Genomic DNA, 26022 nt, shown 5'->3' on the forward strand with positions numbered 1-26022 from the left:
CATGACTTCGGTACACCACACTTCCCAGGCCACGGCCCCCGTCCAGGCCGCCATCGCGGGCGAGGCCCTCATCGACCTCATCCGCCGCCCCGATGGCAGCTACCTGCCGTGCCTGGGTGGCGCGCTGTACAACCTGTGCCGCGCGCTGGCCCGGCAGGGCGTGGGCACGCAGTACCTCAACCCCTTGTCGCGCGACCGCTTTGGCCGCGAGCTGGCCGCGCAGCTGGTCGCCGACGGTGTGCTGCTGGCCCAGCCCGGGCCGGTGCAGCAAGTCACATCATTGGCCGTGGTCAATCTCAATGAACACGGCCACCCCGACTACGCCTTCTACCGTGAGGGCGTGGCCGACCGCGCCGTGTCGGCGCACGGCCTCAGCGAGGCCTGCGCCGCCTTGCCCGCGTTGCAGCTGGTCTGCACCGGCGCCCTCGCGCTCGATGCCCGCGACACCGCCATCTACCAGCCCTGGCTCGCTGCCCAGCGCGCCGAAGGCCGCTGCGTGGTGGTCGATGCCAACCTGCGCCCCTCGGTCATGCCCGACCTGGACGCCTACCGCACCACGGTGCACGCGGCGTTGGCACACGCCCACATCATCAAGGCCAGCGACGAAGACCTGGACCACCTGGCCGTGCCCGGCACTGGCGCCCTGGCCCGCGCCCGCCACCTGCTGGCCGCCAACCCCCAGGCCCATCTGCTGGCGCTGACGCTGGGCGCAGAGGGGGCCTGGCTGCTGCACCAGAGCGGCATGCAGTGTTTTGCCAAAGAAGCGCAGCCCCTGCGGGTCATCGACACCGTGGGGGCGGGCGACAGCTTCCTGGCGGGGCTGCTGGCGCACCTGCTGCGGCAGGCGCCGGCAGCGGGCGCTGCCAGCTTCGTGCAGTTCGTTGAAGCGCTGTCCGTCGAGGCCGGCCAGCAGGCTCTTCGCCATGCACTGGCCAGTGCGAGCCTGTGCGTGATGGAGCAGGGGTGTGTGCCGCCCGGGTGGGAGGCCGCGAGCGGGTGGGCGCGGGCGCACCCTTGCGTCGCCGGGTAGCGGCCGGCGCCGCCACGGTCTTGCGCCCGTGCCCGCCTGCGCGCAGGCGGGCTGGCGGTACGATGGCACCGGCCTGTCCGGGCAGGACAGCCTATCGCAACCTCCATCTTTGCCCGCGCAGACCTTGAATCCACCATGAAGCCCGTCCCTGCCGCTGTTCCCGTCACGGCCCATGCAGCGGCCGACGCCTGCAACGTGGTCCGCCAATCCATCACCCACTGCTGCGCCCTCGACCACCACCACGATGCCGCCATCCTCGGCACATGGCTGGCCAACAAGACGCCCGAGAACCTGGCCGCCTGGATGGCGGCACCGGGCGCGATGGCGTGGGGTGTGTATCGGGGGGACTCGATGGTGGGGTTTGCGCTGTGGGCACGCTCCACGCTGGCGCTTTGTTATGTGGTGCCAGAAGCATTGCACCAAGGTGTGGGCCGTGCCCTGCTGCTCGGCGCGGAGGCCCATGCGCGGCAGTTGGGCCTGGCGGCTGTGGGGCTTGAGAGCACGCGCACGGCGGAAGATTTTTACCGCCGCCACGGGTATGAACCATCGGGCGCGCTGCAGGTGTGGGCGGGGCTGCAGGCGCAACCCATGCGCAAGGTGCTGTGAGGCGGTTTTTTGCGCGGCGCGGTTGACGGTTGTGGCCCTGGTGGTGGCTGCGGTTTTTAGCGAAGAATCGGGCGCTGGCGCCCGAGGTATCTGCGCTGAATGCTATTGTTTTTATAGCAAATTGGCTGCGCCGTACCTCCGCACGCGCCACCCGTGGCCGGGATGCCCGGGAGGGGGCTTCGGGGCGTGGGCCCTGTTCAGAGTTCCTGGGCGTAGACGATGAAGCCGTGGTGCTTGGCCATCTTGTCGTACAGCTGGCGCCCGGCCGCATTGGTTTCGTGGGTCTGCCAATACACCCGCGACGACTTCGCGGCACGCGCCGCGCCATACACGGCGTCGATGAGCGCGCGCCCCACGCCCCGGCCGCGCGCGGCTTCGCGGGTGAACAGGTCGCTGAGGTAGCACACGGGCTCGATGCGCGTCATGCTGCGGTGAAAGAGGTAGTGCGTCAGCCCCAGCATCTCGCCGCTGGCCGCATCGTGCGCCACCAGGCAGAAGACGGGTTCCGCCGGGTCGTGAAAACGCTGCCAGGTGGCCTGGGTGATGTGCTCGGGCAGCGCGGTGGCCCCAAAGCGGCCATAGAACGCGTTGTAGCCATCCCAGAGCGGGCGCCAGGCGGCGTAGTCTTCGGGATCAACGGGGCGCACTGTAACGGCGGTGGTCATGGGCTGGCCTCCTGGGATTTACTGGAGCACCCGCCCCGGGTTCATGATGCCCTGCGGGTCGAGCGCCTGCTTGATGGCGCGCATCATCGACAACGCCACGGGCGACTGGTACTTCTCCAGCTTGTCGGCCTTGAGCTCCCCAATGCCATGCTCGGCCGAGAACGAGCCGCCGAACTCGGCCACGGCTTCGTACACCAGGTGGTGCACATGCTGCTCGTGCTCGCGCAGGAAGGCTTTGGCATCGCCCTCGGCCGGTGCCTGCACGTTGTAGTGCAGGTTGCCGTCGCCCAGGTGGCCAAAGTTGACCAGGCGCACGCCCGGGATCTCGCGCTGCAGCACCGCGTCGGTGTGCGCGACGAAGGCGGGGATGCGCGAGATCTGGATGGAGATGTCGTGCTTGATGTTCAGGCCCTCCTCGGCCTGCGCGAGCGGAATGTTCTCGCGGATGTGCCAGAGCTGGCTGGCCTGGGTGAGGTTCTCGGCCACGACGGCATCGGTCACGCAGCCCATCTCGAACGCGGTCTCCAGCAGCGCTTCAAACCGCGCGCGGGCATGTTCTTCGGATTCGCTGTCGGAGTTTTCGAGCAGCACGCACCAGGGAGCGTTTTCGTCGCCGAGGAAGGGCACGCGCAGCTGCGGCATGTGTTTGCCCACCAGGCTCAGCGCGAACTGGCCCATCACTTCAAAGCCCGTGAGGCCAGCGCCCAGCTGCTTGTGCGCCAGGCCCAGCAGGGCCACGGCGTGTTCCATCGACGGCACGGCGGCCCAGGCCGTGAGGCGGGCGGCGGGCTCGGGGTAGAGCTTGAGCGTGGCGGCGGTGATGATGCCCAGCGTGCCTTCGCTGCCGATGAACAGGTCGCGCAGGTCGTAGCCCGTGTTGTCCTTGCGCAGGCCCTTGAGGCCGTCCCACACCTCGCCCTGGGCGGTGACCACCTCGAGGCCCAGGCACAGGTCGCGCGCATTGCCGTAGCGCACCACCTGCGTTCCGCCCGCATTGGTGCCCAGGTTGCCGCCGATGGTGCAGCTGCCCTCGGCCGCCAGCGAGAGGGGGAACAGCACACCCGCATTGCGCGCCACGTCCTGCAGGTTCTGCAGGATGCAGCCGGCCTCCACCGTCATGGTGAGGTTGTCGGTGTCGATGCTGCGCACCGCGTTCATGCGCGTGAGGCTCAGCACGATCTGCGTGCCGGAATCATCGGGTGTCGAGCCCACGGCCAGGCCGGTGTTGCCGCCCTGCGGCACGATGGTGGTTCCCGCCGCCGCGCAGGCCGCGACCACGGTGGCCACCTCCTGCGTGGTGGCGGGGCGCACCACGGCCAGGGCCTTGCCGCGCACGCGGCGGCGCCAGTCCTGTTCCCAGGCGGTGAGGTCGCCCTCGGTGATCACGTGGGCAGGGCCGACGAGGGTGCGCAAGGTGTCGAGCAAGGTGGTCATGGACAAGCGTCTTCTTCAGTTCGAGGGAGGGGGATGGCGCGCGGGGCGGCTGGCATCAAGAGGCCGGCGTGGCCGCGGCGGCTGCCGCCGCCTTCGCGTTGCGCTGGCGCAGCCGCACGTGCAGTGTGCACGCCACGAACAGGGCCAGGCACAGCGCGACCTCGGCCCAGGCCAGCCATTGCGACGGCGGCCTGTCGCTCCAGCCGCGCACCACGCCTTCGGTGAAGTACAGCCAGATCACCAGGCTGACCCAGCGGTAGGTGTACATGCGGTTCTTGAGGATGCCCGCCAGCGGGATGCACAACGGCAGCGCCTTGAGCGCGAGCCAGGTCCCGCCGGGCCGCAGGGGCGCCAGCACCAGTTCCCAGGCCAGGCACAGGACGATGAGCGCCAGCAGGCTGCCGGTGGCCAGCCAGCGTGTGGCACGGACGCCGCTGTCGGCGGGGCTGGAAGGGAGGGCGGGGGCTCTGGGGGAGGCGGTCATTGGGGTGGCATCATATCGGCCATGCCTTTTTCCTTACAGACAGTAGCGTCGCGCTTCGAGGCGCTGATCACGGAACTGTCGCACTTTCCCTGGAAAACCACCGCGCTGACCCTGCGTGAACGCTTTCGCGAGGACCATCTGGGGCTCACCGCCAGCAGCCTGACCTTCACCACCATCCTCGCGCTGGTGCCGTTTTTTGCCGTCGCCCTGGCCGTGTTCACGGCATTCCCCATCTTTGGAAAGCTGCAGGACGTGTTGCAGCGCTGGCTGGTGGACAGCCTGGTACCCGACAGCATCTCCCGCCAGGTGCTGGGCTACCTCACCCAGTTCGCGGCCAAGGCCAGCGGCCTGGGCGTGGCGGGTTTCAGCATCCTGCTGGCCACGGCGCTGGCGCTGATCCTCACGATCGACCGCACGCTCAACGACATCTGGCGCGTGCAGCGCCTGCGGCCGCTGGGGCAGCGGGTGCTGATCTACTGGGCGGCCATCACGCTGGGCCCGCTGCTCATGGGGGCGAGCCTGGCGCTCACCTCGTATGTGATGTCGGCCTCCGGCGGGCTGGTCAAGCGCCTGCCCGACGGCGTGCAGCTGCTGTTCGATTCGATCCAGTTCCTCGTGCTGGCGGCGGGCATGGCGTCGCTGTACCACTATGTGCCCAACACCCCGGTGAAGTGGCGCCACGCGTGGACCGGCGGGCTCTTCGTGGCCGTGTGCATGGAGCTGGCCAAGAAGGTGCTGGCGCTGTACCTGGGCAACGTGCCCACCTATTCGGTGGTGTACGGCGCGTTCGCCACGCTGCCCATCCTGCTCATCTGGATCTACGTGGCCTGGGTCATCGTGCTGCTGGGGGCGGTGGTCACGGCCTACCTGCCCAGCCTTCTCGCGGGGGTGGCGCGGCGTGGAACCGTGGCGGGCTGGACGTTCCAGCTGGCCGTGGAGGTGCTGCAGGAGCTGCACCGGGCCCGCTTCCACGCCATGAAGGGGCTGCGGCCGAGCCAGCTGGCGCAGCGGCTGCGCGTGGACATGCTGCAGCTGGAGCCGGTGCTGGAGGCGCTGACGGCCCTGGACTGGGTGGGGCAGGTGAGCGATGCGGCGATGAGCGTGTCGGACGTGCCCGAGTCCCGGTACGTGCTGCTGATCGACCCGCAGAACACGCCGCTGGAGCCCCTGGTGCACAAGCTCCTGCTGGAACGCTCCACGAGCCTGGAGCCCCTGTGGGCGCGCGCGGGGCTGGGCGGCCTGCATGTGCGCGACGTGCTGCAGGCAGAGTAGGCCGTGGCCGGCCAGGCGGTCCGCTCCATTGGTTTGCTATTATTTTTATAGCTATCCGCGCATTGCAGTGAAGCGCCGTGGCCTGTTGGAGCCAGAAATCACAGGGATACCTTCCCCGTCCAGATGTCCTTGTACATCACCCAGTCGCCCATGAAGCTGTACAGGGGCCGCTTGAAGCTGGCCGGCTTGTTCTTCTCGAAGCCGAAGTGCCCCACCCACGCGAAACCGTAGCCGCAGAGCAGGCCGTACAGCAGGTACTGCGGCTTGCCCGTGGCGATGAGCATCGCCAGGCACACCAGCGTCAATGTCGAGCCGGCGAAGTGCAGTCTGCGGCAGGTGCGGTTGCTGTGCTCGCTCAGATAGAAGGGGTAAAACTCCGCGAAGCTCTTGAAGGCGCGCGGATCGGTCGTGGGGGCGGCGCTGAGGTCCATCGTTGTCTCCTGGTTGTTTTCAAGCGCTTTATACGCCCAAGCCCGTCCCCATGGCGTGCCGGGTTTGACAGGCGCCGCCGCGTGGTATTTAATTAATCGACTAATCGATCTATTAATAACCGTGCGAGGTGTGCGATGCGGACCGTGAACCCCGAGCGCCACCAGGCGCGGCGGCAGCAGATCCTGGAGGCCGCGGTGGCCTGCTTCATGCGCAAGGGGTTCCATGCCACGCGCACGGCGGAGATCTGCGCCGAGGTGGGCATGAGCCCCGGCAACCTGTTCCATTACTTCCCGACCAAGGAGGCCATCGTTGCCGCCATCGTCGAAGAAGACCAGCGCGAGACCGCCGGGCGCTATGCCGCGGCGGCCCGCGCCCGGAACCTCTACCAGGCGCTCCAGGACATCGTGGAGGAGAGCATCGCCCAGCTGGCCGACCCCGTGTACCTGCGCATCGGCGTGGAGGTGCTGGCCGAAGCGGTGCGCAACCCGCTGGTGTTTGCGAGCGTGGCCGGCAGCGAGGCGGGCCGCAAGGCGGCCCTGGTGCATCTGCTCGGCGCGGCCGTGGAGCGCGGGCAGGCCCGCCTCGCCCTGCCGCCGGCGCAGGCGGCGGACTGGATCCTGCTGCTGCTGGACGGCGCCTTTGGCCGGGCCATGGTGGAAGAGCGCTTCGACGCCGCTGCCTGCCGCACGCTGGTGCTGGGCGCGCTCGCGGCGGTGGTGGTGCCGGCCGCATGACGCGCGTGGCTTGCCCCGCCATGGACACCAACCCCTCGCTCCCGGACGGCAACCCGGCCCAGCCCGCCGGGGCGGCGGACCGCGAACATGCCATTGACGCGCTGCGGGGATTTGCCCTGCTGGGCATCGCCATGGTCAACGCGGGCAGCTTTGCGTCCACCTACTTCGGGGTGGGCGTGTCCGACCCGGCCTTCTCGCGGCCCGTGGACCATGCCGTGCGCTGGTTCGTGGCGCTGGTCTTCGAGACCAAGTTCTATCTGCTTTTCTCGCTGCTGTTCGGCTACAGCTTTGCGCTGCAGATGGACTCGGCCCAGCGCTCGGGCGGCGCGTTCGTGCCGCGTTTCCTGCGGCGCCTTCTGGGGCTGGGGCTGCTGGGGCTGGCACATGCCTGGCTGCTGTTCGCGGGGGACATCCTGGTGACCTATGCACTCCTGGGCCTCGTGCTGCTGGCGCTGGGCCGGCTGCGCCCCGTGGCCGCCGTGGCGCTGGCCCTGGGGTTGCTGGGCATCACGGCCTGGGGCTGGGGGGCGATCGCCTGGCTGATGGCGCTGGCCCCGCCGCTGGACCTGCCCGTGGCCGAACTGCACGCCAAGGCGCAGCAGGCCGCGCAGGCCTACCGCGCCAGCGTGCAAGAGGCGATCGCGCAGCGGGGCCGCGACATGGCCGATGGCGTGTGGTTCGTGCTGGTGTTCGTGCAGGGGCCCTGCGCGCTGGCCATGTTTTTGCTGGGGCTGGCGGCTCGGCGCTCGGGCTACCTGGCCAGGGTGGCGCGGCAGCCGGCCCGGCTGCGCCGATGGATGGCGTGCTGCCTGCCCGTGGGCGCGGCGGGGGCCTGGTTCTACGCGTCCGTGCAGCCCGGGGCCAGCAGCGTCACCCACCCCGAGCACCTGGGGCTGGCCGCGTTGGCGGTCGATCTGGCCACGGCGCCATTCCTTACCTTCGGGTACGTCGCGGCGCTGCTCTGGCTGCTGCAAAGCGGCCCCGCCGGCCGCCGGCTGGGCGCGGTGCTGGAACCGGCGGGGCGCATGGCGCTGTCGAACTACCTGCTGCAGTCGCTGGTGGGGGCGCTGGTGTTCACGGCCTACGGCTGGGCGCTGGTGGGCCAGGTGGCGCCGCTTCTGGTGGGGCTGGGCGTGCTCGTACTGTACGGTGCCCAGCTGGCGCTGAGCCGGCACTGGATGGCCGCCCACGCCTATGGCCCGGTGGAGTGGCTGCTGCGCGCCGTCACGCTCTGGCAGCGGCCGGCATGGCGCCGCCGCGCGCGCTGACGGCGAGAGCGCGCACGGTGGACGCGGGGACGCGGGCCGGCCGCGCCCTGCCGTGCTGGTTCAGCGGGCCAGGAAGTCCCGCAGCGCGAACAGCGTTTCTTCCGGCGCTTCGGTCATCTGGTTGTGGCCCACCGGCAGGGGCGCGACCTGCACTGTCCTGCCCGCCGTGCGCGCGGCGTTGACCAGGCCCTGTGCGGCTTTGGGCGCGGTCATCTGGTCCTGCGTGCCCAGTGCAAACAGCACGGGGCAGGTCAGCTGGGCCATGGCCGCTTCGCCGCCGCCATAGCTGTCGCAGGCGACGAAACCCCGGTGAAACACGTTGACGGCGGGGTTGCTGCGCAGCACCTTGCGCCCGAGCGCCATGCCGGCGCCAAACACCCAGGTGCCGGGGCCCAGGGCGGAAGGGGGCGCCGCCAGCGTGCTGCGAGAAAACACGTTGACCATGCGCATGGCCTTCTCGGGATCGCTTTGCGAGGCCTCGATGAGCGCGGGCGACACCTTCATGGGAAACGCCGTGCCCACCAGCACCAGATGGCTGATGCGGTCCTTGAGCCGCGCGGCCGCCTCCATGGCGATGAGCGAACCCCAGCTGTGCCCCACCAGCGCCGCCCTCTGCACGCCGGCCGCGTCCAGCAGCGCGCCAATGAAGTCGGCGCCCTGCTCCACCGAGGCGGGCGCGTCGCCGCCGCTTCTGCAGTGGCCGGGCAGGTCGATGGCCAGCACGTTCCAGCCGTGGTTGGCCATGTAGCGGCTTTGCAGGGCCCAGACACTGTGGTCGTTCAGCACGCCATGGATGAAGACCACGGTGGGCTTGGATGCATCGAAGGCCTTGCCCCCGGTGTAGCAGTAGACGGGGCTCTCGTTGACTTGAAGTTGCATGGCGTGTTCCTGTGTTCGCTCTCTTGTGTGGATTGTCTCGGTGGAAAAGGGGCATGGGGCTGGCGCCTAGCCAGGTGCCTGTCCGGTCGGGGCCATCGCGCGGTGCGTGTCCAGCGCCTCCAGCCAGCGCAGCGCGGCATCGCGAATGCGGTCGCTCGGGTCGTGTGCCGCCGTGGCTTGCGCCAGGGAGCGCAGGTGGGCCGCATCCTGCTTCCAGTAGCCCAGGCCCAGCACGGCCAGGAAGCGCACGGTTTCCTCGGCATCGCCCGTGGCGGCGCGCGCCAGCGCGGGCACGATGCGCGGAGCCCGTTCGCTGCCCAGGGCGCGGTCTCCCAGTGCCATGGCAGCGTGCTGGCGCACGAGCGGCGTGGGCGAGCCCAGGCCGCGCAGGGCTTCGTCCACGTCCGCCGGGCCCAGCGTGCAGGTGCCGCGCCCCGGAGCCAGCTTGCCCTGCAGGGCAAGCCGGAGGGCAGGGTGCTGCAGGACGGCGTGTTCCAGGGGGGCATAGTCCAGCGGGCGGGGCTGAAGGCACCGGTCCCGAAAGGGCCCCAGCGGCGCGGCCAGGCCGCTGGCGACCAGGTCGTCCGCCAGCGTGCCCACCTGCGACAGCAGCCACCGCCCATCCCCCAGCTGCCCCAGCGCGCAGGCGCACCCGAGCCGGCCCGCGCGGCCAAGGTGGGCCCGGCTGCCGCGTGGGACCGGCCGCAGCAGGTGGTGGCGCAGGGCGTCCAGCACCTCGGGGCTGGCGGATCCGATGTCGCCCAGGAGCCTGGCCGCGATGGACTGCGTGTCCGCGCGCTCCAGCAGCGCCAGCAAGGCGGGCGCCGCGACGGGGCCGAGCCGCCGCAGCGCGTGTTCGGTGTCCTGCGTGGCATGGTCCACGGCTTGTTGGCGGCCCAGGCCCAGCTCGGGCGCGGCTTCATTGCGCAGGCATGCCAGGTGATAGCGCAGTTGCTGGTCCGGGGGCAGCGCTTCCACGCGCAGCGCCTCCGCGATGGCGGCCGCATGGCCGGGAAGCAGGGCGGCGAAGGCATCGTCTCCCAGGCAGCGCCGGGCCCACTGCACGCCCTCGTCGCTGTCCTCATGCAGCAGCACGGCGAAGTCCGGCGTGAGCCGGTCCGACCAGGGCAAGGCCCGCAGCGCGGTGCGCAGGCGCTGGCATGCGCGCACCAGGGCCTCCAGGCATTGCTGCTCGGTGGCCCGCCAGTGCGCCACGTCGCCGCGGCAGGCATGTGCCTGCAGCTCCTGCTGCATCCGGGCCAGGGCTGGGCTGTCGGCCGGCAGGTCAGGCCACCCCCAGTCCGCCGGATTCCAGCGCAGGCTGTACAGCGTGCCGCCCCCGCCGTCATCGCCGCCGCCCTTGGCCTGGGCGTAGGCCTGTTCGCTGTTCAGCGCGATCGCGGGCAGGAAGAGGGGGCCATCAAGCTCGCGGCCCATGCCGGCCAGGGCGACCGCATAGAAGCGGTGCTCCGGGTGCCCGGCAAGGACGGCGCTGGCCACCGCGAGCGCGGCGTCAAGGAAGGCCTGCTCGAAGGCGTCCCAGGAAAACGCGGGCTGTGGGGCTGCGGCTTGCATCGGTGTGGCTGGCGTGGTCGGGCCCAGGCCTTCAGGCGGCCTTCTCTGCGGCCTTGAGGGCGCGCTTCAAATCGTCGATCAGGTCGTCGGCATCCTCCAGCCCGATGGACAGGCGGATCGTGCCCTGCGTGATGCCGGCACCCGCCAGGGCCTCGTCGCTCATCCGGAAATGCGTGGTGCTGGCCGGATGGATCACCAGGCTGCGGCAGTCGCCCACGTTGGCCAGGTGGCTGAAGACCTTGAGGGTTTCGATGAACTTCTTGCCCTGTTCGCGGTTGCCCTTGAGGTCGAAGCTGAACACCGAGCCCGCGCCGCGCGGCAGCAGCTTTTGCGCCAGCGCGTGGCTGGGGTGGGATGCGAGCATGGGGTGGCCCACGCGTGACACGAAGGGCTGAGCGGCCAGAAATTCGACCACCTTTTCGGTGTTGCGCATGTGCTGCTGCATGCGCAGCGGCAGGGTCTCGATGCCCTGCAGGATGAGCCAGGCCGTGTGCGGGCTCATGCAGGCGCCGAAGTCGCGCAGGCCCTCGCGGCGCGCGCGCAGCAGGAAGGCGCCCACGGTGCTCTCTTCGGCGAACACCATGTTGTGAAAGCCGTCGTAGGGCTGGGTCAGCTCGGCGAACTTGCCGACGGATCTGGGGCCGTCCCAGTCGAAGCTGCCGCCATCGACCACGACGCCGCCCACCACGGTGCCGTGGCCCGAGAGGAACTTGGTGGCCGAGTGGTAGACCAGATCGGCGCCATGCTCGAACGGCCTGATGAGCCAGGGCGAGGTCAGGGTGGAGTCCACCAGCAGAGGCACACCGGCCTCGTGCGCAATCGCGCTCACGGTGGGGATGTCCAGCACGTCCAGGCCCGGGTTGCCCACCGTCTCGCCAAAGAACAGCTTGGTGTTGGGCCGCACGGCGGCGCGCCAGGCGTCGATGTCGCCGGGCTTGACGAAGGTGGTCTCGATGCCGAAGCGCGAGAGCGTGTAGTGCAGCAGGTTCTGCGAGCCGCCATACAGCGCGGTGCTGGCCACGATGTGGCTGCCGGCACCCATCAGCGTGGCCACGGCCAGGTGCAGCGCGGCCTGGCCGCTGGCGGTGGCAATGGCGCCGACGCCGCCTTCCAGCGCCGCCACGCGCTGCTCCAGCACGGCGTTGGTGGGGTTGCTGATGCGGCTGTACACGTGGCCGCCACGCTCCAGGTTGAACAGCGACGCGGCATGGTCGCTCGACTCGAAGACGAAAGAGGTGGTCAGGTGGATGGGCACCGCGCGCGCGCCAGTGGCGGGGTCGGGGCTTGCACCCGCGTGCAGGGCCAGCGTGTCAAAGCCGGGGTCGGAGTAGCCGGGCATCTGTGTGTCTCCCATGTTGTCAATTCAGCCGGGCATTGTGGGCTATATTTGGTGCAAGACAGCCTCTAGCGCCTGCCGCGCTCTTCCCGCCCTCTTGGAGACCCAGAAACCATGAAAGTCAGCGACATCCTCCGCGTCAAAGGGAACACCCTCTACACCGTCACGCCGGACGAGCCGCTGGCGGGCGCCGTGGATGTGATGGCCGACAGGGACATCGGCTCGCTGGTGGTGATGGAGCTGGGCGATCTGGTGGGCATGCTCACGTTTCGCGAAGTGATCCAGGCCGTGGTGAGGAATGGCGGCAGCGTGGGCACCCTGCAGGTTCGCTCGGCCATGGACGATGCACCCCTGACCTGCACGCTCGAAACCGACATGGACGAGGTGCGCCGCATGATGCTGGACCGCCATGCGCGCTACATGCCGGTGATGGACCGCAAGATGCTCATGGGCGTGATCAGCTTCTACGACGTGGCCAAGGCCGTGGTGGACAGCCAGAACTTCGAGAACAAGATGCTCAAGGCCTACATCCGCGACTGGCCGGAAGACGACGCCCGCGGCGGCTGACCACGGCCGCGCCCTGGCGGCGCTCAGCGCGGGCGCGCTGCCTGCGCGCAGAGCCAGGCCTCCAGTTCGTCCGGTGGCAGCGGCTTGCCAAACAGATAGCCCTGCATGACGGGACAACCATGCGCCTGCAGCCACTGCTGCTGGCCCGTGGTTTCCACCCCTTCGGCCACCACCACCATGCCCAGGCTGTGGGCGATGCTGAGCACCGATACCGTGAGGGCCCGCGCGGTGGGGCTGGTGGTGAGGTCCTGCACGAAGGCCATGTCGAGCTTGAGCTCTGAAATGGGAAGGCGGTGCAGGTAGCTCAGGCTGGAATAGCCGGTGCCGAAATCGTCCAGCGACAGCCGGAATCCCTTGCCGTGCAGCGCCTCGATGTTGGCCAGCGTGACGGGCCGCGCGTCCATCATGACGCTCTCGGTGATTTCCAGAAGCACGTCGTCCGCGCGCAGCCCGTGGCGCCGCAGCGCATCGCACACCTGCTGCGCAAGGTCTGCCTGGTGGAAGCTGCGCCCTGACAGGTTGACCGCCACGCAGGGCACGTGGTGGCCCGCCGCGCGCCATGCCGATAGCTGCGCACAGGCCTCGTCCAGCAGCCACAGGGTCAGCTCGTGAATCAGGCCGGACTCTTCGGCCACGGGGATGAACCGGCTGGGCGGCACCATGCCCCATTCGGGGTGCTGCCACCGCGCGAGGGCTTCCACGCCGTGCAGTGTGCCGGGCGCTTCGCCGAGCACCTGGGGCTGGTAGTGCAGCGTCAGGCGGCGTTCGGCCAGGGCCTGGCGCAATGCGCGCTCCAGCGCTGCACGTTCCTGCGCGCGCCGGTTCATCTCCGCGCTGAACAATTGCAGGCTGTGCCGGTGATCGCTCTTGGCCTGTGCCATCGCCTGGTCGGCATGGCGCAGCAGCGTCTCGATGGCGTCGCCGTCGTCGGGAAACATCGCGATGCCGATGCTGGCGTGGCAGACATGGGCCTGTCCATGGATGTCCATGGGCCGGGACATTTCCTCCAGCATGCGGTGCGCCGCCTGCACCGCTTCCTCGGTGGCGCACTCGGACAGCAGCAGCACGAATTCGTCGCCCGCCAGCCGGCCGATCAGGTCCCGCGCTCGCAGGCACTGCGTCAGCCGCCTGGCCACTTCGCACAACAGCGCGTCGCCCGCGGCATGCCCCTGCGTGTCGTTCACCTGCTTGAAGCGGTCCAGATCGATGAACAGCAGCGCGCCGGGGCGGCCGTCCTGCCGCAGGCCGGCCAGCGTGCGCCCGGCGCTGCTGAGGAACATCGCGCGGTTGGGCAGGCCCGTGAGCCCGTCAAAAAAGGCGAGGCGGTGAATGCGCTGCTGCGTGGCATTGCGCTCGATGGCCAGCGCGCACAGGTGCAGGCATACACCCACCAGCCGGTAGTGCAGCGCATCCGGGCCGCGCGGCTCGCGAAAGTAGAAGGCAAAGGTGCCCACCACCTTGCCCGTGTGGTCGCAGATCGGGCTGGACCAGCAGGCGCGCACGCCGCTGGGTGCGAACAGCGCGCGGTAGTCGTCCCACAAGGGGTCGGTGGCGATGTCGTTGACCGCCACGGGGATGCCCCTGAAGGCCGCGGTGCCGCACGACCCCGCACGGGGGCCGATGGGCAGGCCGTCGAGCGCCTGGCAGATGGCGGGAGGAAGCCCCGGTGCCGCCAGGGGGCGCAGCAGGCCTTGCTCATCCACGGCCAGGATGGAGGCGGTGACTTCGGGGGCGATGCGCTCCACTTCGTGGCAGACGAGGGCCATCAGATCGGCCAGGGGCAGTTCATTGACCATGCCCTCGAGCACCCGCTTTTGCAGCACCTCGTGCATCTTGGTGAGCGTGATGTCCGTCAGCACGGTGATGCTGCCGCCCGGCCCGCCCGAGGCCTCGTCCGATGCATTGATCATCATCGACACCCAGCGCGGCGCGCCGGCCCGGCTGTACAGCAGGGTCTCGGTGTGGAAACTGCCCTCGGTGTGCATGCCGCTGCGGATGTCGGCGAGCAGCCCCGGGTCGGAGTGCGGGCCCAGCAGCACATCGCTCAGGTGCCGCCCGAGCACCTCCTGGGGCCTGAAGCCGAACAGGCGGGTGAAGCCCTCGTTGATGTACACGACGAGCCTGGCGCTGTTGCTCATCACGATGGCGTTGTCGCTGGCATCCAGGGCCCTGCGCAGCGGGGCGTCTGCCAGGAGGCCTGTCGGTGGGCGGTCCAAAGGGGAGGGGGAGCCTGGAAGGTGCGGAGCTGAAACGGGCATGGTTGTCCCAAAGATCGTCCACCCATGCTAGCAAGCGCATCCCGCGATGCCAAGCAGGTTGGTGGCGCGTGGTATCCGCACCGCACGGAGGGCCCGCCTTCGGGCTCCTGGCGCACGGCACGGGCCATCACCCCGGGGGCAAGGCGCGGCCGTGCGGCCGCTCTGGGATAATCCCGCGCCATGAGCGGCAATACTTTCGGATCCCTATTCGCAGTCACCAACTTTGGTGAATCCCACGGCCCGGCCATTGGCTGCGTGATCGACGGCTGTCCGCCCGGCATGGCGCTCGCCGAGGCCGACATCCAGGCCGACCTGGACCGGCGCCGCCCCGGCACCAGCCGCCACGTCACCCAGCGCAACGAGCCCGATGCGGTGGAGATCCTGTCGGGCGTGTACGAAGGCAAGACCACCGGCACGCCGATTGCGCTGCTGATCCGCAACACCGACCAACGCAGCAAGGACTACAGCAACATCGCCGAGAGCTTTCGCCCCGGCCATGCCGACTACACCTACTGGCACAAGTACGGCATCCGCGACCCGCGCGGCGGAGGCCGGTCTTCCGCCCGCCTGACGGCGCCCACGGTGGCCGCTGGCGCCGTGGCCAAGAAGTGGCTTGCGCAGCGGTACGGCGTGCAGTTCCGCGCCTGCATGACACAGCTGGGCGACCTGTCCATCCCGTTCGAGAGCTGGGACCACGTGCGCAGCAATCCCTTCTTCGCCCCCGTGGCCGACGTGCAGCAGTACGAGGATTACATGGACGCCCTGCGCAAGGCCGGTGATTCTTGCGGTGCCCGCATCCGCGTGCAGGCCACCGGCGTGCCCGTGGGGCTGGGCGAGCCGCTGTACGACAAGCTCGATGCCGACATCGCCCACGCCATGATGGGCCTGAACGCGGTGAAGGGCGTGGAGATCGGCGCGGGCTTTGCCAGCGTGGCCCACAGGGGCACGATGCATGGCGATTCGATGACGCCCCAGGGCTTTCGCACGAACAACGCGGGCGGCGTGCTGGGCGGCATCAGCACCGGGCAGGACCTGGAGGTGAGCATCGCGATCAAGCCCACCAGCTCCATCATCAGCCCGCGCGAATCGATCGATGTGCACGGCAAGAGCACCGAGGTCGTCACCAAGGGCCGCCACGACCCCTGCGTGGGCATCCGCGCTGCGCCCATCGCCGAGGCGCTGCTGGCGCTGGTCGTCATGGACCATGCCCTGCGCCACCGCGCGCAGTGTGGCGATGTGGTGCCGCCGGTGCCGCCCATCCAGGCATCGTTTCTGTAGGAATCGGCATGGCAGAGCGCACCGGGCCCGGCCCGGGCGCTTCGCCGCCGTGGTTTGCGGGGCGTGCAGGGATGCGCGCCCTTTTTACTGGACTGGACAAGGCACTCTCCATGCGCAGGTTGTTGGCACAGGCATTCCGTGGTTCAGGATGGGCGCGCAGCGGCGCGGTGCTCGCGGCGGCGGGCGTCCTCGGGGGTCTCCTGGCGGGCTGCGGCACGGCCACGCGATGGGCCGGCGAGCCTGCACCCGCGCACATCGACATCACGCTCATCGGCTTCAACGACCTGCATGGCAACATGGAGCCGCCTCGCATGGCGCATGCCGTCCCAAGCCCCGCAGGGCCGGTGGCGGTGCCTGCGGGCGGGATGGCGTACTTCGCGAGCGCCATCGCAGCCCTCAAGGCGCGGGGGCCGCACCACGCGGTCGTGTCCGCCGGCGACATGGTCGGTGCGTCGCCGCTGGTGTCCTCGCTATTCCTGGACGAGCCCACCATCGAGGCCGTCAACGAGATGCAGATCGACTTCAACGCGGTGGGCAACCATGAGTTCGACCGCGGCTGGCGCGAGCTGCTGCGCCTGCAGCAGGGAGGTTGCGAGAAGTTCACGGCGCGCCAGCCCTGCCAGATCAGCCAGCCATTCAAGGGCGCCCGCTTTGGCTTCCTGGCCGCGAACACGGTGCGCGTCGAGGACGGGCGGACACTGCTGCCCGCGACGGGGCTCAAGCGCTTCACGCAGGGTGGCACCACGGTGACGCTGGGCGTCATCGGGCTCACGCTCCAGGCCACGCCCACCATGGTGAGCCCCTCGGGCGTGGCCGGGCTGCGCTTCGAGGACGAGGCGGCCACCGCCAATGCCCTGATTCCCCAGCTCAAGGCGCAGGGCGCCGACGTGATCGCGGTCGTCATCCATGAAGGCGGCAACACCACGGCCGGCGTGCAGGAGACCAGCTGCGCGGGCCTCTCCGGCGACATCGTCCCCATCCTGGAGCGCCTGGACCCCGCGGTGGACGTGGTGGTCTCCGGCCACACGCACCAGGCCTACGTGTGCGACTACGCCCGTGTGAATCCCGCCAGGCCCTTCCTGCTGACCAGTGCAGGCCAGTATGGGACGCTGCTCACCGACATCCAGCTGCGTGTGGACACCCGCACGCGCCGCGTGGTGCGCAAGACGGCGCGCAACGTCATCGTGCAGGGAGAGGCCTTCACCGGCAGCCAGGGACACGTGCCCATGACCTCGGCCGTGCCTTCCTTCCCGGCCGATCCGGCGGTGCAAAAGATCGTCGACACCTACCGCGCGGCGGCCATACCGCTGGCGCAGCGCCCGGTGGGGCAGGCCGTGTCGGCCCTGCGCCGCGTGCTGACGCCCTCGCTGGAGAGCGCCCTGGGCAACCTGGTCGCCGATGCGCAGCTCCACGCCACGCGCGCGCCGGAGCAGGGCGGGGCGCAGCTGTCCTTCATGAACCCGGGGGGGCTGCGTGCCGACCTGGTGCCGGATGCGCAGGGCCTGGTGCGCTACGGGCAGCTGTTTGCCGTGCAGCCCTTTGGCAACCAGCTGGTCGTGAAGACCTTCACGGGCGCGCAGATCAGGGCGGTGCTGGAGCAGCAGTTCGCCAGCGGCAGCAACACCGTGCAGCGGCCCCGCGTGCTGTCGGTCTCATCGGGCTTTGCCTACCAGTTCGACCTGTCCCGGCCGGCGGGCGAGCGCGTCAGCCAGATGGTGCTGCAGGGTGCTGCGCTGCGCGACGACATGCCGGTGCGCGTGGTGATGAGCAGCTACCTCGACAGCGGCGGAGACAACTTCACCGTGCTGACCGAAGGGCGCGACCGCCTGGTGGGCGGGCTGGACCTGGACGCGCTGGAGGCCTACTTCCGCACGCAGAGTCCGGTGGCCGTGCCTGCTACCAACCGCATCACGTCCGTCGCGCGCGCCGTGCGTTGAGCGGCGGCGGCTATTCCTTGCCCGGGCGCAGTGCCGCCAGCCAGCGCAGCGGGTTGAAGCCCGTGACCAGGCCGGTGGCCACCAGCACGAGCGCGCCGCCCCAGAGCATGCCGGGGCCCAGGGCCTCGCCCAGGAACACATGCCCCCAGGCCACCCCGAACAGCGGGATCATGAACGCGGAACTCATCGCCGCCACCGGGGATACCTGGGCGAGCACGCGCAGGTTGAGCCAGTAGGCCAGGCCCGAGGTGGCGATGCCCATGACCGCCACCGCCGCCACGGCCCCGGGGGTGAAGCGGGCTTCGGGCAGGCTCCATGCGGCGCCCGGCAGCAGCAGCACCAGCGCGGCGGCGTGGATGCCCGCGGCGATCGACAGGGGCGACATGCGCGTGGTGGCCCGCTTCATCCAGGTGGTGGAGACCCCGTAGCAGGCCGACGCGATGATGCAGGCCAGTGCCGCGACCAGCAGGGACGGCGTGGGCTCCACCGGGCCGAGCTGCACGATCAGGGCCACGCCCGCGAAGCCACACAGGCAGCCCAGCCACTTGCGCTGGCTCAGCGTGTCCTCCTTCATCCACGCGGCCGCGAGCACGCTGAAGGGAACGGCCATCGTGTTGAGCAATGAGCTGTAGCCCGCCGGCAGGTGCAAGGCGGCCCAGGCATACAGCAGGAACGGCACCGCCACGGTGAGCGTGCCCAGCCCGAACAGCTCGCGCCAGTGGCGCCACGGCCAGGGCTCGCCGGCCGCCCGCATGATGGCGACCAGGGTCAGTGTGCCCAGTCCGATGCGCAGGGCGGCCATCACGTTGGGCCCCAGCAGCGGGCTTGCGATGCGGATGAAGAGAAACGAAGCGCCCCAGAGGGCCGACAGCAGCACCAGCTGCAGGAAGTGGCGGGTTTTCACCGCAGGCATTGTCGGGCAGCCGCGGTGTTTCTGTGCACCAGGGGGGTGTTTTGCCCATGAAAATAGCCTCTGGCGCTTTTACTTCAAGCGCCGAAAGCTATATTTTTGATAGCGTATCGCCAAGGTGGCCGCTGGGCCTGGCTGGAGGCGGGTGCGTGGGCAGCCCAGCCCGGCAACAAACGGGCCGTGGGCGCCGCGGCGGTTATTTGCGCACTTCGTCCACCATCGCGCGGAAGTCGTCGATGTCCTCGAAACTGCGGTACACGCTGGCAAAGCGGATGTAGGCCACCTTGTCGAGCTTCTTGAGCTCGCGCATGACCAGCTCGCCGATGCGGCTGGAGATCACTTCGCGCTGGCCGAGGTTGAGCAGCTTTTCCTCGATGCGCTCGATGGCGCTGTCGATCTGGTCCGTGCTGACCGGGCGCTTGCGCAGCGCCAGATTGAAGGAAGCGAGCAGCTTGGCGCGTTCGTACTCGATGCGCCGGCCATCCTTCTTCACGATGGCCGGGAAGCTCACTTCCGGCCGTTCGTAGGTGGTGAAGCGCTTGTCGCACGCGCCGCACTGGCGGCGGCGGCGGATGAACACCCCATCTTCAGACACCCGCGTTTCGACGACTTGCGTTTCCAGGTTGCTGCAGAAGGGGCACTTCATGGCGGCTGCTGACCGGTGAAGTTAACGGTAGACCGGGAAGCGGGCCGTCAGCGCATTGACCTTGGCGCGCACGGCGGCGATGTTGGCCTCGTCGCGCGGGTTGTCCAGCACATCGGCGATCAGGTTGGCGGTGATGCGCGCTTCTTCTTCCTTGAAGCCGCGCGTGGTCATGGCGGGGGTGCCAATGCGCACGCCGCTGGTCACCATCGGCTTTTCAGGGTCGTTGGGGATCGCGTTCTTGTTGATGGTCATGTGGGCGGCGCCCAGCACAGCCTCGGCTTCCTTGCCCGTGATGCCCTTGGCACGCAGGTCCACCAGCATCACGTGGCTTTGCGTGCCGCCGGAGACGATGCGCAGGCCGCGCGCGGTCAGTGTCTCGGCCACCACCTTGGCGTTCTTGGCCACCTGCTCCTGGTAGGCCTTGAACTCGGGCTGCAGCGCTTCCTTGAAGGCCACGGCCTTGGCAGCGATCACGTGCATCAGCGGGCCGCCTTGCAGGCCGGGGAAGATGGCGCTGTTGATGGCCTTCTCGTGCTCGGCCTTCATCAGGATGATGCCGCCACGGGGGCCGCGCAGGCTCTTGTGCGTGGTGCTGGTGACCACGTCGGCATGCGGCACCGGGTTGGGGTACACACCCGCGGCGATCAGGCCGGCGTAGTGGGCCATGTCCACCATGAAGATCGCGCCCACGTCCTTGGCCACCTTGGCAAAGCGTGCGAAGTCGATGTGCAGGCTGTAGGCCGAGGCACCGGCGATGATGAGCTTGGGGCGGGTTTCGTGCGCCTTCTTCTCCATGGCGTCGTAGTCCAGAGCTTCGTTGGCATCAAGGCCGTAGGAGACCACGTTGAACCACTTGCCCGACATGTTCAGCGGCATGCCGTGCGTGAGGTGGCCGCCTTCGGCCAGGCTCATGCCCATGATGGTGTCGCCGGGCTTGAGGAACGCGAGGAACACGGCCTCGTTGGCGGATGCGCCGCAGTGGGGCTGCACGTTGGCGGCCTCGGCACCGAAGATCTGCTTGACGCGGTCGATGGCCAGCTGCTCGGCCACGTCCACGTGCTCGCAGCCACCGTAGTAGCGCTTGCCAGGGTAGCCTTCGGCGTACTTGTTGGTCAGCTGCGTGCCCTGCGCCCACATCACCGCGGGGGATGCGTAGTTCTCGCTGGCGATCAGCTCGATGTGGTGCTCTTGCCGGGCATTTTCAGCCTGGATGGCGGCAAAGAGTTCGGGGTCGGTTTGTTCGACAAGAATATTGCGGTCGTACATGATTGGCAGTCCTATGAACTTGTGTCCCTTGAAACAAGGGCTGCCCAGGCGAACGGCGGAACGCAGAAGGATGAACCCCGTGCGGCACGCTTCCCAGTGGTTCACAAGGGGCAAGCCCTTGCTGGTTTCCACGTCAGCGGCAGCACCCTGTGTGCGGGATGCCGCGCCTATCGCCAGTCGCGTACCCCGCTAGTGTAGCTGACGTGGCATGCGCAACCTGTGTCGCATCGCGCGAAGTGCCGTGCGCCCCGGGGGCATGGTGCCCCGGCCGGCGGCACAGGATCGGCTCAGAGCCCCGTCAGCAGGGCCACCTTGTCGGCCGCCACCGCCGCTGGCGTCGCGGGCGGCGCAGACACCGGGATGATCTGGGCGGGTGCCTGGGTGGACAGCGTGGGCGGTGGCGCGGTGGGCATGGAGCGGCCGCCGGCCACCTGGCGCAGGCGGAAATGCTCGGCCATCACCTTGGCGGCATAGCCGCCGTCGTCGGCCAGGTTGCCGGCGCCCACGTAAAAGCGCAGCCCGCCCTCCACGGAACCCGCGCGCGAAATGCATTCCTGCAGGACCTTCACGCCCACGCGCAGGTTGCTCACGGGATCGAAGGCCGCAAAGTGCCCCCCGAAGTTCTGGTACTTGTCGGTATGCACGTTGGTCATCACCTGCATCAGCCCCTGGGCGCCCACCGCGCTTTGCGCAAACGGGTTGAAGCTCGACTCGATGGCCATGATGGCCAGGATCAGCGTGGGATCGATCTTGGACTTCGCGCCAATTTCATAGGCCTCTGCCACCAGCACGCTCAGCGGCTCGGGGGCAACGCGGTACTTCTTGCTGAGCCAGAAGGCGACGGCGGCCTGCTCCTTGGGCAGGTCCTTGGGATTGCCCGCCGTGGCGCGCTCGCTGGCCTCGGGCTCGATGGGCATGCCAAGCACTTCCACCTGGCGGGCCTGCAGCCAGTTCATCAGTTGCGCTTCGCCTGCCTGGCGCAGGTCCGGGCGGGCCGTGAGGGTGATCACGACAAAGGCCACAGCCAGGCCGATGAGGGCGAAGCTGTTGTGGGTGATTTCAAGAAAACCTTCGGTCACGTCGGACACGAAGGTCCGCACGCCGGAGACTATTTTTCCTGACGCTGTCATAGCTCTTCCTTTCTGAAGCGCCGCACTGAGCCTGGGCAGTCATCGGTGACTGTCCCGTCTCAGCGGGTCGCCTGGATTGGTACGCCATCAAGTGGGCCGCACATCTCTGGGGTGCTTTGGGCCTGGTTTGACTTAGCCGGGTTCGGCAGCGGGTTGGGGTTTTTACTAGCCTGTTTTTGGGGCTGGCGGATTCTAGGAGGTCACTAAATGCTTAGTCAATACTAATGAATTAAATAATAAGACTAATAAGTTATAAAAAACATGTAAAAAATCACAGTTTTTGGGGTGCCGGCGGACGCTTGGGGCCTGTGGCCTCAGGCGGGTTGTTACAAGCTCATGTCAAATTCAATCGGTGGACTTTTCGCCATTGAGAATCCAGTTTGAACTGCGGCAACTACTTTGGTAAGGTTCAGTTGCCTGTTGATTTCAGGCATCGCCAGACGAAACCAAGTCTCCCTCCAAAGGCATTCAGTGCCCTGGTGCAGCAGATGAGGATTCCAAGGCACCCCCTGGAGGCAATACCTTGCCTCCTCGCAGTGTGGACCTTCATCTCCGCATTTGCGACCGATGGCAAAGACCGTTGTGTCAGCCGTCAAGCCCGGCAGGCAGGCCTTGAGGCACTGTCCGCCGGGCTTTCTTGTTTGTGCTGGCGGGCTGTCTGGGCTAGCGGCGCTTATATATAGATAATGGGGGCTGTTCCCTAGAGCGGCGACAGTTCGCCCGGAGTCGCGGGCGATGCCCCTTGCGGGGGTCGCAGCATGTCAGCCCGTCTGGCAAAGCCTTGTGCCAGATCACCCTCGGGGTTTGGCGCAGCGCCATGCTGCGGTCTGTTGGCCGAACCCGGTGAAAATAGTCTCCTTGTTGCCTTGGCGCGCGTGCAGTGCGGTTGCCAGGGCGGGCCTCCAGGCAATGCGCCTGGGGGAGCCTTTGTTATCCATTGGATCCATGTTTCCATTTTTTTCCCGCAGCAAAATGTCCGACGCACCTGAAGTGAATCCGGCCCCGGCCAAAACCCATGAGCCGCATCCGCTTGATGCGTTGACCGGCGGCGCCTTTTCTGCCGCCACCTCTGGTGAGCGCGCCTCCCGCATCCGCGACTGGCTGGCCACGCAGCCTGCCCCGGAGCAGTTGCAGGAGGTCTTCAAGGAGTTGAGCGGCCGTGACAAGGGCGCAGCCCGCGCGGTGCGCGAGCGCCTTGACGAAATCCGCCGCGCCAAGGGGCAGGAGGCCATCGCCGCCGAGTGGGCGGAAAAGGCACAGGCCCTTCTTGCGGCCCCCAAGCTCAATATCGCCGATGCCATGGCCTGGCAGCGCGATGCGGCCAAGGCCGGTGCGCCGCTGTCGCGCGAGCCGTTGTCGCTGCTCAAGGTGCAGGTCGCGGACCGTGTGAAAGTGATCGAAGACCTGCAGCATCGCGTGCAGGTGCAGCGCGAGGCCGCCGTGCTGCTGGCCCAGCGCATTGAAGTGCTTTCCACCAAGCCCTGGCGCGATGCGCAGGCGGCGCTTGAACTCCTGCGTGCCGATGTGGCCCGCTGGCAGGAGCAGGCACAGGAACTCACCAGCGATGCCAGCTGGGCGAGCGTGGAAGCGCGCTTTCCTGCGTTGCTCGATGCGTCGCGCACCCAGTTGCTGGTGGTGTGGGAGGCTTTCCAGCCCGCCGTGGCCCAGGCCGTGGCGGCCGCGGCCGATGCCAGCGCTGCACTGCCGCCCGTGCCCGTATGGGCCGACGAGCTGCGCGCCGCGCGCGGCCTGCCCACGGAGGCCGCTGCTGCGGCGGCCGCGGCCAAGCCCGCGCGTGCGGCCAAGCCCAAGGCGGCTCCTGAAGTGATCGAGAAGGCCGCGCAAAGCGTGCGCGAAGCCCTGGCCGTCCTCGAAAAGGAAACCGCCGAAGGCCATGGCAAGGCCAGCGCGGGTGCTGCAGCCGCGCTGCGCGCCGTGCTCAAGGTGCATGGAAAGCACATCGACAATGCCCTGGAGCAGCAGGTGCACGCGGCCCTGGTGGCGGCTGGCGAGCTGGAGGGCTGGCAGCGCTGGAGTGCCGACCAGGTGCGCGAGGACCTGGTGGCCAAGGCCGAGGCCTTGCTCAACCGTCCTGAAGGCCAGGCCCTGGGTGGCCGCAAGATGCAGGAAATCCTGCGCAACCTGCGCGACCAATGGAAGCAGGCGGACCAGGGGGGCGCACCCAACCATGCGCTGTGGAAAAAATTCGATGAAGCCTGCAACGCGGCCCACAAGGTGGTCGAGGCCTGGCTGGACAAGATCCGCACGGAGGCTGCCGAGCACAAGGCGCAGCGCCTGGCACTGATCGAGGAGCTCAAGGCATGGTCGCAAGCGCACGCGGCGTCGGGTGACTGGAAGGCCATCAACCGCGCGCTCCACCAGTTTGGCGACCGCTGGCGCGAAGGTGGTCATGTGGGCGAGAAGATCTTTGCCGAGCTGCAGCCCTTGTGGAAGCAGGCCATCGCCTCGGCGGCGGCCCCGCTGGAAGCAGCCCAGAAGGAGAGCCTGGCGCGTCGCCACGCCATGATCGACGAAGCCACCGCATTGGGGGCTGCGCCCGCGCTGCGCATTGATGCGGTCAAGGCGCTCCAGCAGCGCTGGCAGGCCGAGGCGCAGACGGTGCCGCTGGACCGCAAGCACGAGCAAAAGCTGTGGGACGCGTTCCGCAAGCCCATCGACGAGGCTTTCAACCGCAAGTCCGCAGACCGTGAGCGCGCAGTCACCGAATTGAGCGCCCGCGACCGCGTGGTGCTGGAGGCCTCCAAGTCCCTGGAAGCCGCCAATGCGACGGGGGATGCGCAGCAGATCCGCTCTGCCATGCAGGCGCTGGAGGCCGCGCTGCGCGGTCAGGCGCAGGCCGCGCAGGCCGTGGCCTCGGCGCAGAAGGACGAGCAGAGCCAGTCCGCCATGGCGGCTGAATCCGCTTCGGAAGCTCCGGCGGATCCGGTGGCCGAGGGTGTGGAGGCGGAGCCGGTGGCTTGCGCACCGGCGCCCGCGGCACCCAAGCCCGTGGCGCGGCCCGTGGTGGCCGTGCGCGGTGACGACCGGCCGGGCATGAAGAAGGATGCGCCTGCTGCGCCGGGCCGTGGTGCGCGCCCCGGCGACCGCAGGGATGGCCGCCCTGGCGACCGTGATGCCGGCCGTGGCGGCCCGCGTCCAGACGGTCGTTTTGGCGACCGCAATGACCGGGGTGGCCGTTTCGGCGACCGTCCTGCGCAGGAAGACCGGGGCCCGCGCCTGGGAGACACCGCTTTCCGCGCGCAGCGCGACGCCATGGAGCATGCCCAGCTGGCCCTGAAAAAACTGGCGGCGCAAGCCCACGGCGAGGCACTGACGCAATTGCTGACCGCGTGGGAAAAGCGCGACGCGGGCCTGGTGCCCAGCACGCAGGATCTCGGAGCGGGTGTGACGGCATCGGTGCGCAACGCCTGGGCGCAGGCCCTGTCGGCGGCGCCGAAGGGCGATGCCTCGGAAGCGCTGCTGCGCCTGGAGATGGCCGCAGAGGCGCCCACGCCCGCGGAGCACATCGCCGCCCGGCGCATGCTGCAGCTGCAACTGCTCACGCGCCGCAACGATCCCGCGCCAGCGCAGACCTGGGGGCAGGACGCGGCCCGCGTGCTGGCCAGCGCCAGCGACGCGGCCAATGCGCGCCGCCTTCAGAACGCGCTCAAGGCACTGCTGCGCAAGTAAGAGGGCCAAAGAAGCGATGGCTGGCGGGTTGCCGGTGCACATCCGGCCTTTCGGGGCGGCCGATGAGGCTGCCGCGGTGGCGCTGTGGCACGACTGCGGGCTTGTCCGCCCCTGGAACGATCCTCACAAGGACATCGCCCGCAAGCTTCTGGTGCAGCCAGAACTTTTTCTGGTGGCGGTGGTGCCGGCGCGAGACGGCATGGCGGAACGGCTCGTGGGCACCGCCATGGCGGGCTATGACGGCCACCGGGGCTCCGTGTACTACCTCGCGGTGGCACCGGGGCATCAGCGGCTGGCGCTGGGGCGCCGTCTCATGGCGGAGGTGGAGCTGCGCTTGCTGCGGCTCGGGTGTCCCAAGGTGAATGTGCTGGTGCGTACCAGCAATGCCCGGGTCCTGCATTTCTACGATGCCCTCGGCTATGCGCGCGACGAGGCGTTTTCACTGGGCAAGCGGTTGATACCTGATCTTTGAGCAGGGCCGGGGGGGGGGGCTTGTCCGGAGCGTGGGCCGCGCAGGGCATTGATGGCCACGAAGAGCCGCCCGTTGCCCGCCTGTCGAGGGCGGGGCGGGAATAAAAAAAGCCGTTGCGGTTGCAACGGCTTTTTTTATTGTTTGGTGCCCCGG

Annotated in this window: 22 protein-coding genes and 1 riboswitch; of the genes, 10 read left to right on the forward strand and 12 right to left on the reverse strand. The window is 68.7% G+C overall.

The annotated features are described in order from the left end of the window. Position 1: 1 nt before the first annotated feature. Both AC07OC_RS00140 and AC07OC_RS00145 read left to right on the forward strand, forming a co-directional pair. Complete coding sequence (locus tag AC07OC_RS00140; RefSeq protein WP_218297732.1) at positions 2-1030, forward strand: PfkB family carbohydrate kinase; 1029 nt, start codon at positions 2-4, stop codon at positions 1028-1030. Between the two features lie 135 nt (positions 1031-1165). After that, positions 1166-1636: a GNAT family N-acetyltransferase gene (locus AC07OC_RS00145; RefSeq protein WP_218341564.1), complete on the forward strand. Its 471-nt coding sequence runs from the start codon at positions 1166-1168 to the stop codon at positions 1634-1636. Positions 1637-1833: 197 nt separating this feature from the next. On the opposite strand, the gene AC07OC_RS00150 is transcribed toward AC07OC_RS00145, so the two are convergent. The 3 genes from AC07OC_RS00150 to AC07OC_RS00160 are packed head-to-tail and all read right to left on the reverse strand — an operon-like array spanning position 1834 to position 4219. After that, on the reverse strand, positions 1834-2301 hold the full coding sequence (locus AC07OC_RS00150) for a GNAT family N-acetyltransferase (RefSeq protein ID WP_494600299.1): 468 nt from the start codon (positions 2299-2301) through the stop codon (positions 1834-1836). A gap of 18 nt (positions 2302-2319) precedes the next feature. Further along, positions 2320-3735 carry an FAD-binding oxidoreductase gene (locus AC07OC_RS00155; protein ID WP_218341566.1) on the reverse strand — a complete coding sequence of 472 codons (1416 nt, stop codon included), beginning with the start codon at positions 3733-3735 and terminating at the stop codon, positions 2320-2322. A gap of 55 nt (positions 3736-3790) precedes the next feature. After that, entirely contained in the window at positions 3791-4219 is a 429-nt protein-coding gene (locus AC07OC_RS00160) for a DUF2069 domain-containing protein (protein WP_218297728.1), read from the reverse strand. Between the two features lie 21 nt (positions 4220-4240). On the opposite strand from AC07OC_RS00160, the gene AC07OC_RS00165 reads away from it, so the two are divergent. After that, positions 4241-5491, forward strand: a complete 1251-nt coding sequence (locus AC07OC_RS00165; RefSeq protein WP_218297727.1) for a YihY family inner membrane protein — start codon at positions 4241-4243, stop codon at positions 5489-5491. 98 nt (positions 5492-5589) lie between these two features. Here the strand turns inward: AC07OC_RS00165 and AC07OC_RS00170 are convergent, their stop codons facing one another. After that, complete coding sequence (locus tag AC07OC_RS00170) at positions 5590-5922, reverse strand: Mpo1-like protein (protein ID WP_218297726.1); 333 nt, start codon at positions 5920-5922, stop codon at positions 5590-5592. Between the two features lie 135 nt (positions 5923-6057). Here AC07OC_RS00170 and AC07OC_RS00175 point away from each other — a divergent pair, with 135 nt between their 5' ends. Continuing rightward, positions 6058-6657: a TetR/AcrR family transcriptional regulator gene (locus AC07OC_RS00175; RefSeq protein WP_218341567.1), complete on the forward strand. Its 600-nt coding sequence runs from the start codon at positions 6058-6060 to the stop codon at positions 6655-6657. 20 nt (positions 6658-6677) lie between these two features. Beyond that, entirely contained in the window at positions 6678-7925 is a 1248-nt protein-coding gene (locus AC07OC_RS00180; RefSeq protein WP_218341568.1) for a DUF418 domain-containing protein, read from the forward strand. A gap of 60 nt (positions 7926-7985) precedes the next feature. On the opposite strand, the gene AC07OC_RS00185 is transcribed toward AC07OC_RS00180, so the two are convergent. The 3 genes from AC07OC_RS00185 to AC07OC_RS00195 all read right to left on the reverse strand — a co-directional run bounded on the left by AC07OC_RS00185 (position 7986) and on the right by AC07OC_RS00195 (position 11718). Further along, positions 7986-8804: an alpha/beta fold hydrolase gene (locus AC07OC_RS00185; RefSeq protein WP_218341569.1), complete on the reverse strand. Its 819-nt coding sequence runs from the start codon at positions 8802-8804 to the stop codon at positions 7986-7988. 66 nt (positions 8805-8870) lie between these two features. Next, on the reverse strand, positions 8871-10379 hold the full coding sequence (locus tag AC07OC_RS00190) for a DUF4303 domain-containing protein (protein WP_218341570.1): 1509 nt from the start codon (positions 10377-10379) through the stop codon (positions 8871-8873). Positions 10380-10410: 31 nt separating this feature from the next. Then, a complete protein-coding gene (locus AC07OC_RS00195; RefSeq protein ID WP_218341641.1) occupies positions 10411-11718 on the reverse strand; it encodes an O-acetylhomoserine aminocarboxypropyltransferase in 1308 nt (435 codons plus the stop codon). 111 nt (positions 11719-11829) lie between these two features. On the opposite strand from AC07OC_RS00195, the gene AC07OC_RS00200 reads away from it, so the two are divergent. After that, positions 11830-12282 (forward strand): CBS domain-containing protein, encoded by a 453-nt coding sequence (locus AC07OC_RS00200; RefSeq protein WP_218297720.1) that lies wholly within the window; start codon positions 11830-11832, stop codon positions 12280-12282. Between the two features lie 23 nt (positions 12283-12305). Here AC07OC_RS00200 and AC07OC_RS00205 read toward each other — a convergent pair whose 3' ends face one another. Further along, positions 12306-14498: a sensor domain-containing protein gene (locus AC07OC_RS00205; RefSeq protein WP_255591759.1), complete on the reverse strand. Its 2193-nt coding sequence runs from the start codon at positions 14496-14498 to the stop codon at positions 12306-12308. Positions 14499-14720: 222 nt separating this feature from the next. Between AC07OC_RS00205 and aroC the strand changes: the two genes are divergently transcribed. Further along, the gene (gene aroC / locus AC07OC_RS00210; RefSeq protein ID WP_218297718.1) at positions 14721-15818 is read left to right on the forward strand and encodes a chorismate synthase; all 1098 of its coding nucleotides are present in this window, start codon (positions 14721-14723) and stop codon (positions 15816-15818) included. Between the two features lie 110 nt (positions 15819-15928). Then, positions 15929-17755 (forward strand): bifunctional metallophosphatase/5'-nucleotidase, encoded by a 1827-nt coding sequence (locus tag AC07OC_RS00215; protein WP_494600300.1) that lies wholly within the window; start codon positions 15929-15931, stop codon positions 17753-17755. A gap of 10 nt (positions 17756-17765) precedes the next feature. Here the strand turns inward: AC07OC_RS00215 and AC07OC_RS00220 are convergent, their stop codons facing one another. The 4 genes from AC07OC_RS00220 to AC07OC_RS00235 all read right to left on the reverse strand — a co-directional run bounded on the left by AC07OC_RS00220 (position 17766) and on the right by AC07OC_RS00235 (position 21707). Beyond that, positions 17766-18668, reverse strand: a complete 903-nt coding sequence (locus AC07OC_RS00220) for a DMT family transporter (protein WP_218341573.1) — start codon at positions 18666-18668, stop codon at positions 17766-17768. Between the two features lie 193 nt (positions 18669-18861). Continuing rightward, positions 18862-19311 (reverse strand): transcriptional regulator NrdR, encoded by a 450-nt coding sequence (gene nrdR / locus AC07OC_RS00225; protein ID WP_218297715.1) that lies wholly within the window; start codon positions 19309-19311, stop codon positions 18862-18864. Between the two features lie 21 nt (positions 19312-19332). Beyond that, positions 19333-20577 (reverse strand): serine hydroxymethyltransferase, encoded by a 1245-nt coding sequence (gene glyA / locus AC07OC_RS00230; RefSeq protein ID WP_218297714.1) that lies wholly within the window; start codon positions 20575-20577, stop codon positions 19333-19335. A gap of 35 nt (positions 20578-20612) precedes the next feature. Next, positions 20613-20768: riboswitch (ZMP/ZTP riboswitch) on the reverse strand. Between the two features lie 96 nt (positions 20769-20864). Beyond that, positions 20865-21707: a lytic transglycosylase domain-containing protein gene (locus AC07OC_RS00235; RefSeq protein WP_218341575.1), complete on the reverse strand. Its 843-nt coding sequence runs from the start codon at positions 21705-21707 to the stop codon at positions 20865-20867. A 945-nt stretch (positions 21708-22652) separates the two neighbouring features. On the opposite strand from AC07OC_RS00235, the gene AC07OC_RS00240 reads away from it, so the two are divergent. Together AC07OC_RS00240 and AC07OC_RS00245 are read left to right on the forward strand one after the other, a co-directional pair. Then, complete coding sequence (locus tag AC07OC_RS00240) at positions 22653-25397, forward strand: DUF349 domain-containing protein (RefSeq protein WP_218341576.1); 2745 nt, start codon at positions 22653-22655, stop codon at positions 25395-25397. A 34-nt stretch (positions 25398-25431) separates the two neighbouring features. After that, complete coding sequence (locus tag AC07OC_RS00245) at positions 25432-25869, forward strand: GNAT family acetyltransferase (protein WP_369643762.1); 438 nt, start codon at positions 25432-25434, stop codon at positions 25867-25869. Positions 25870-26022: the final 153 nt, after the last annotated feature.

It is taken from the genome of Acidovorax sp. GW821-FHT10E04 (assembly GCF_059415185.1).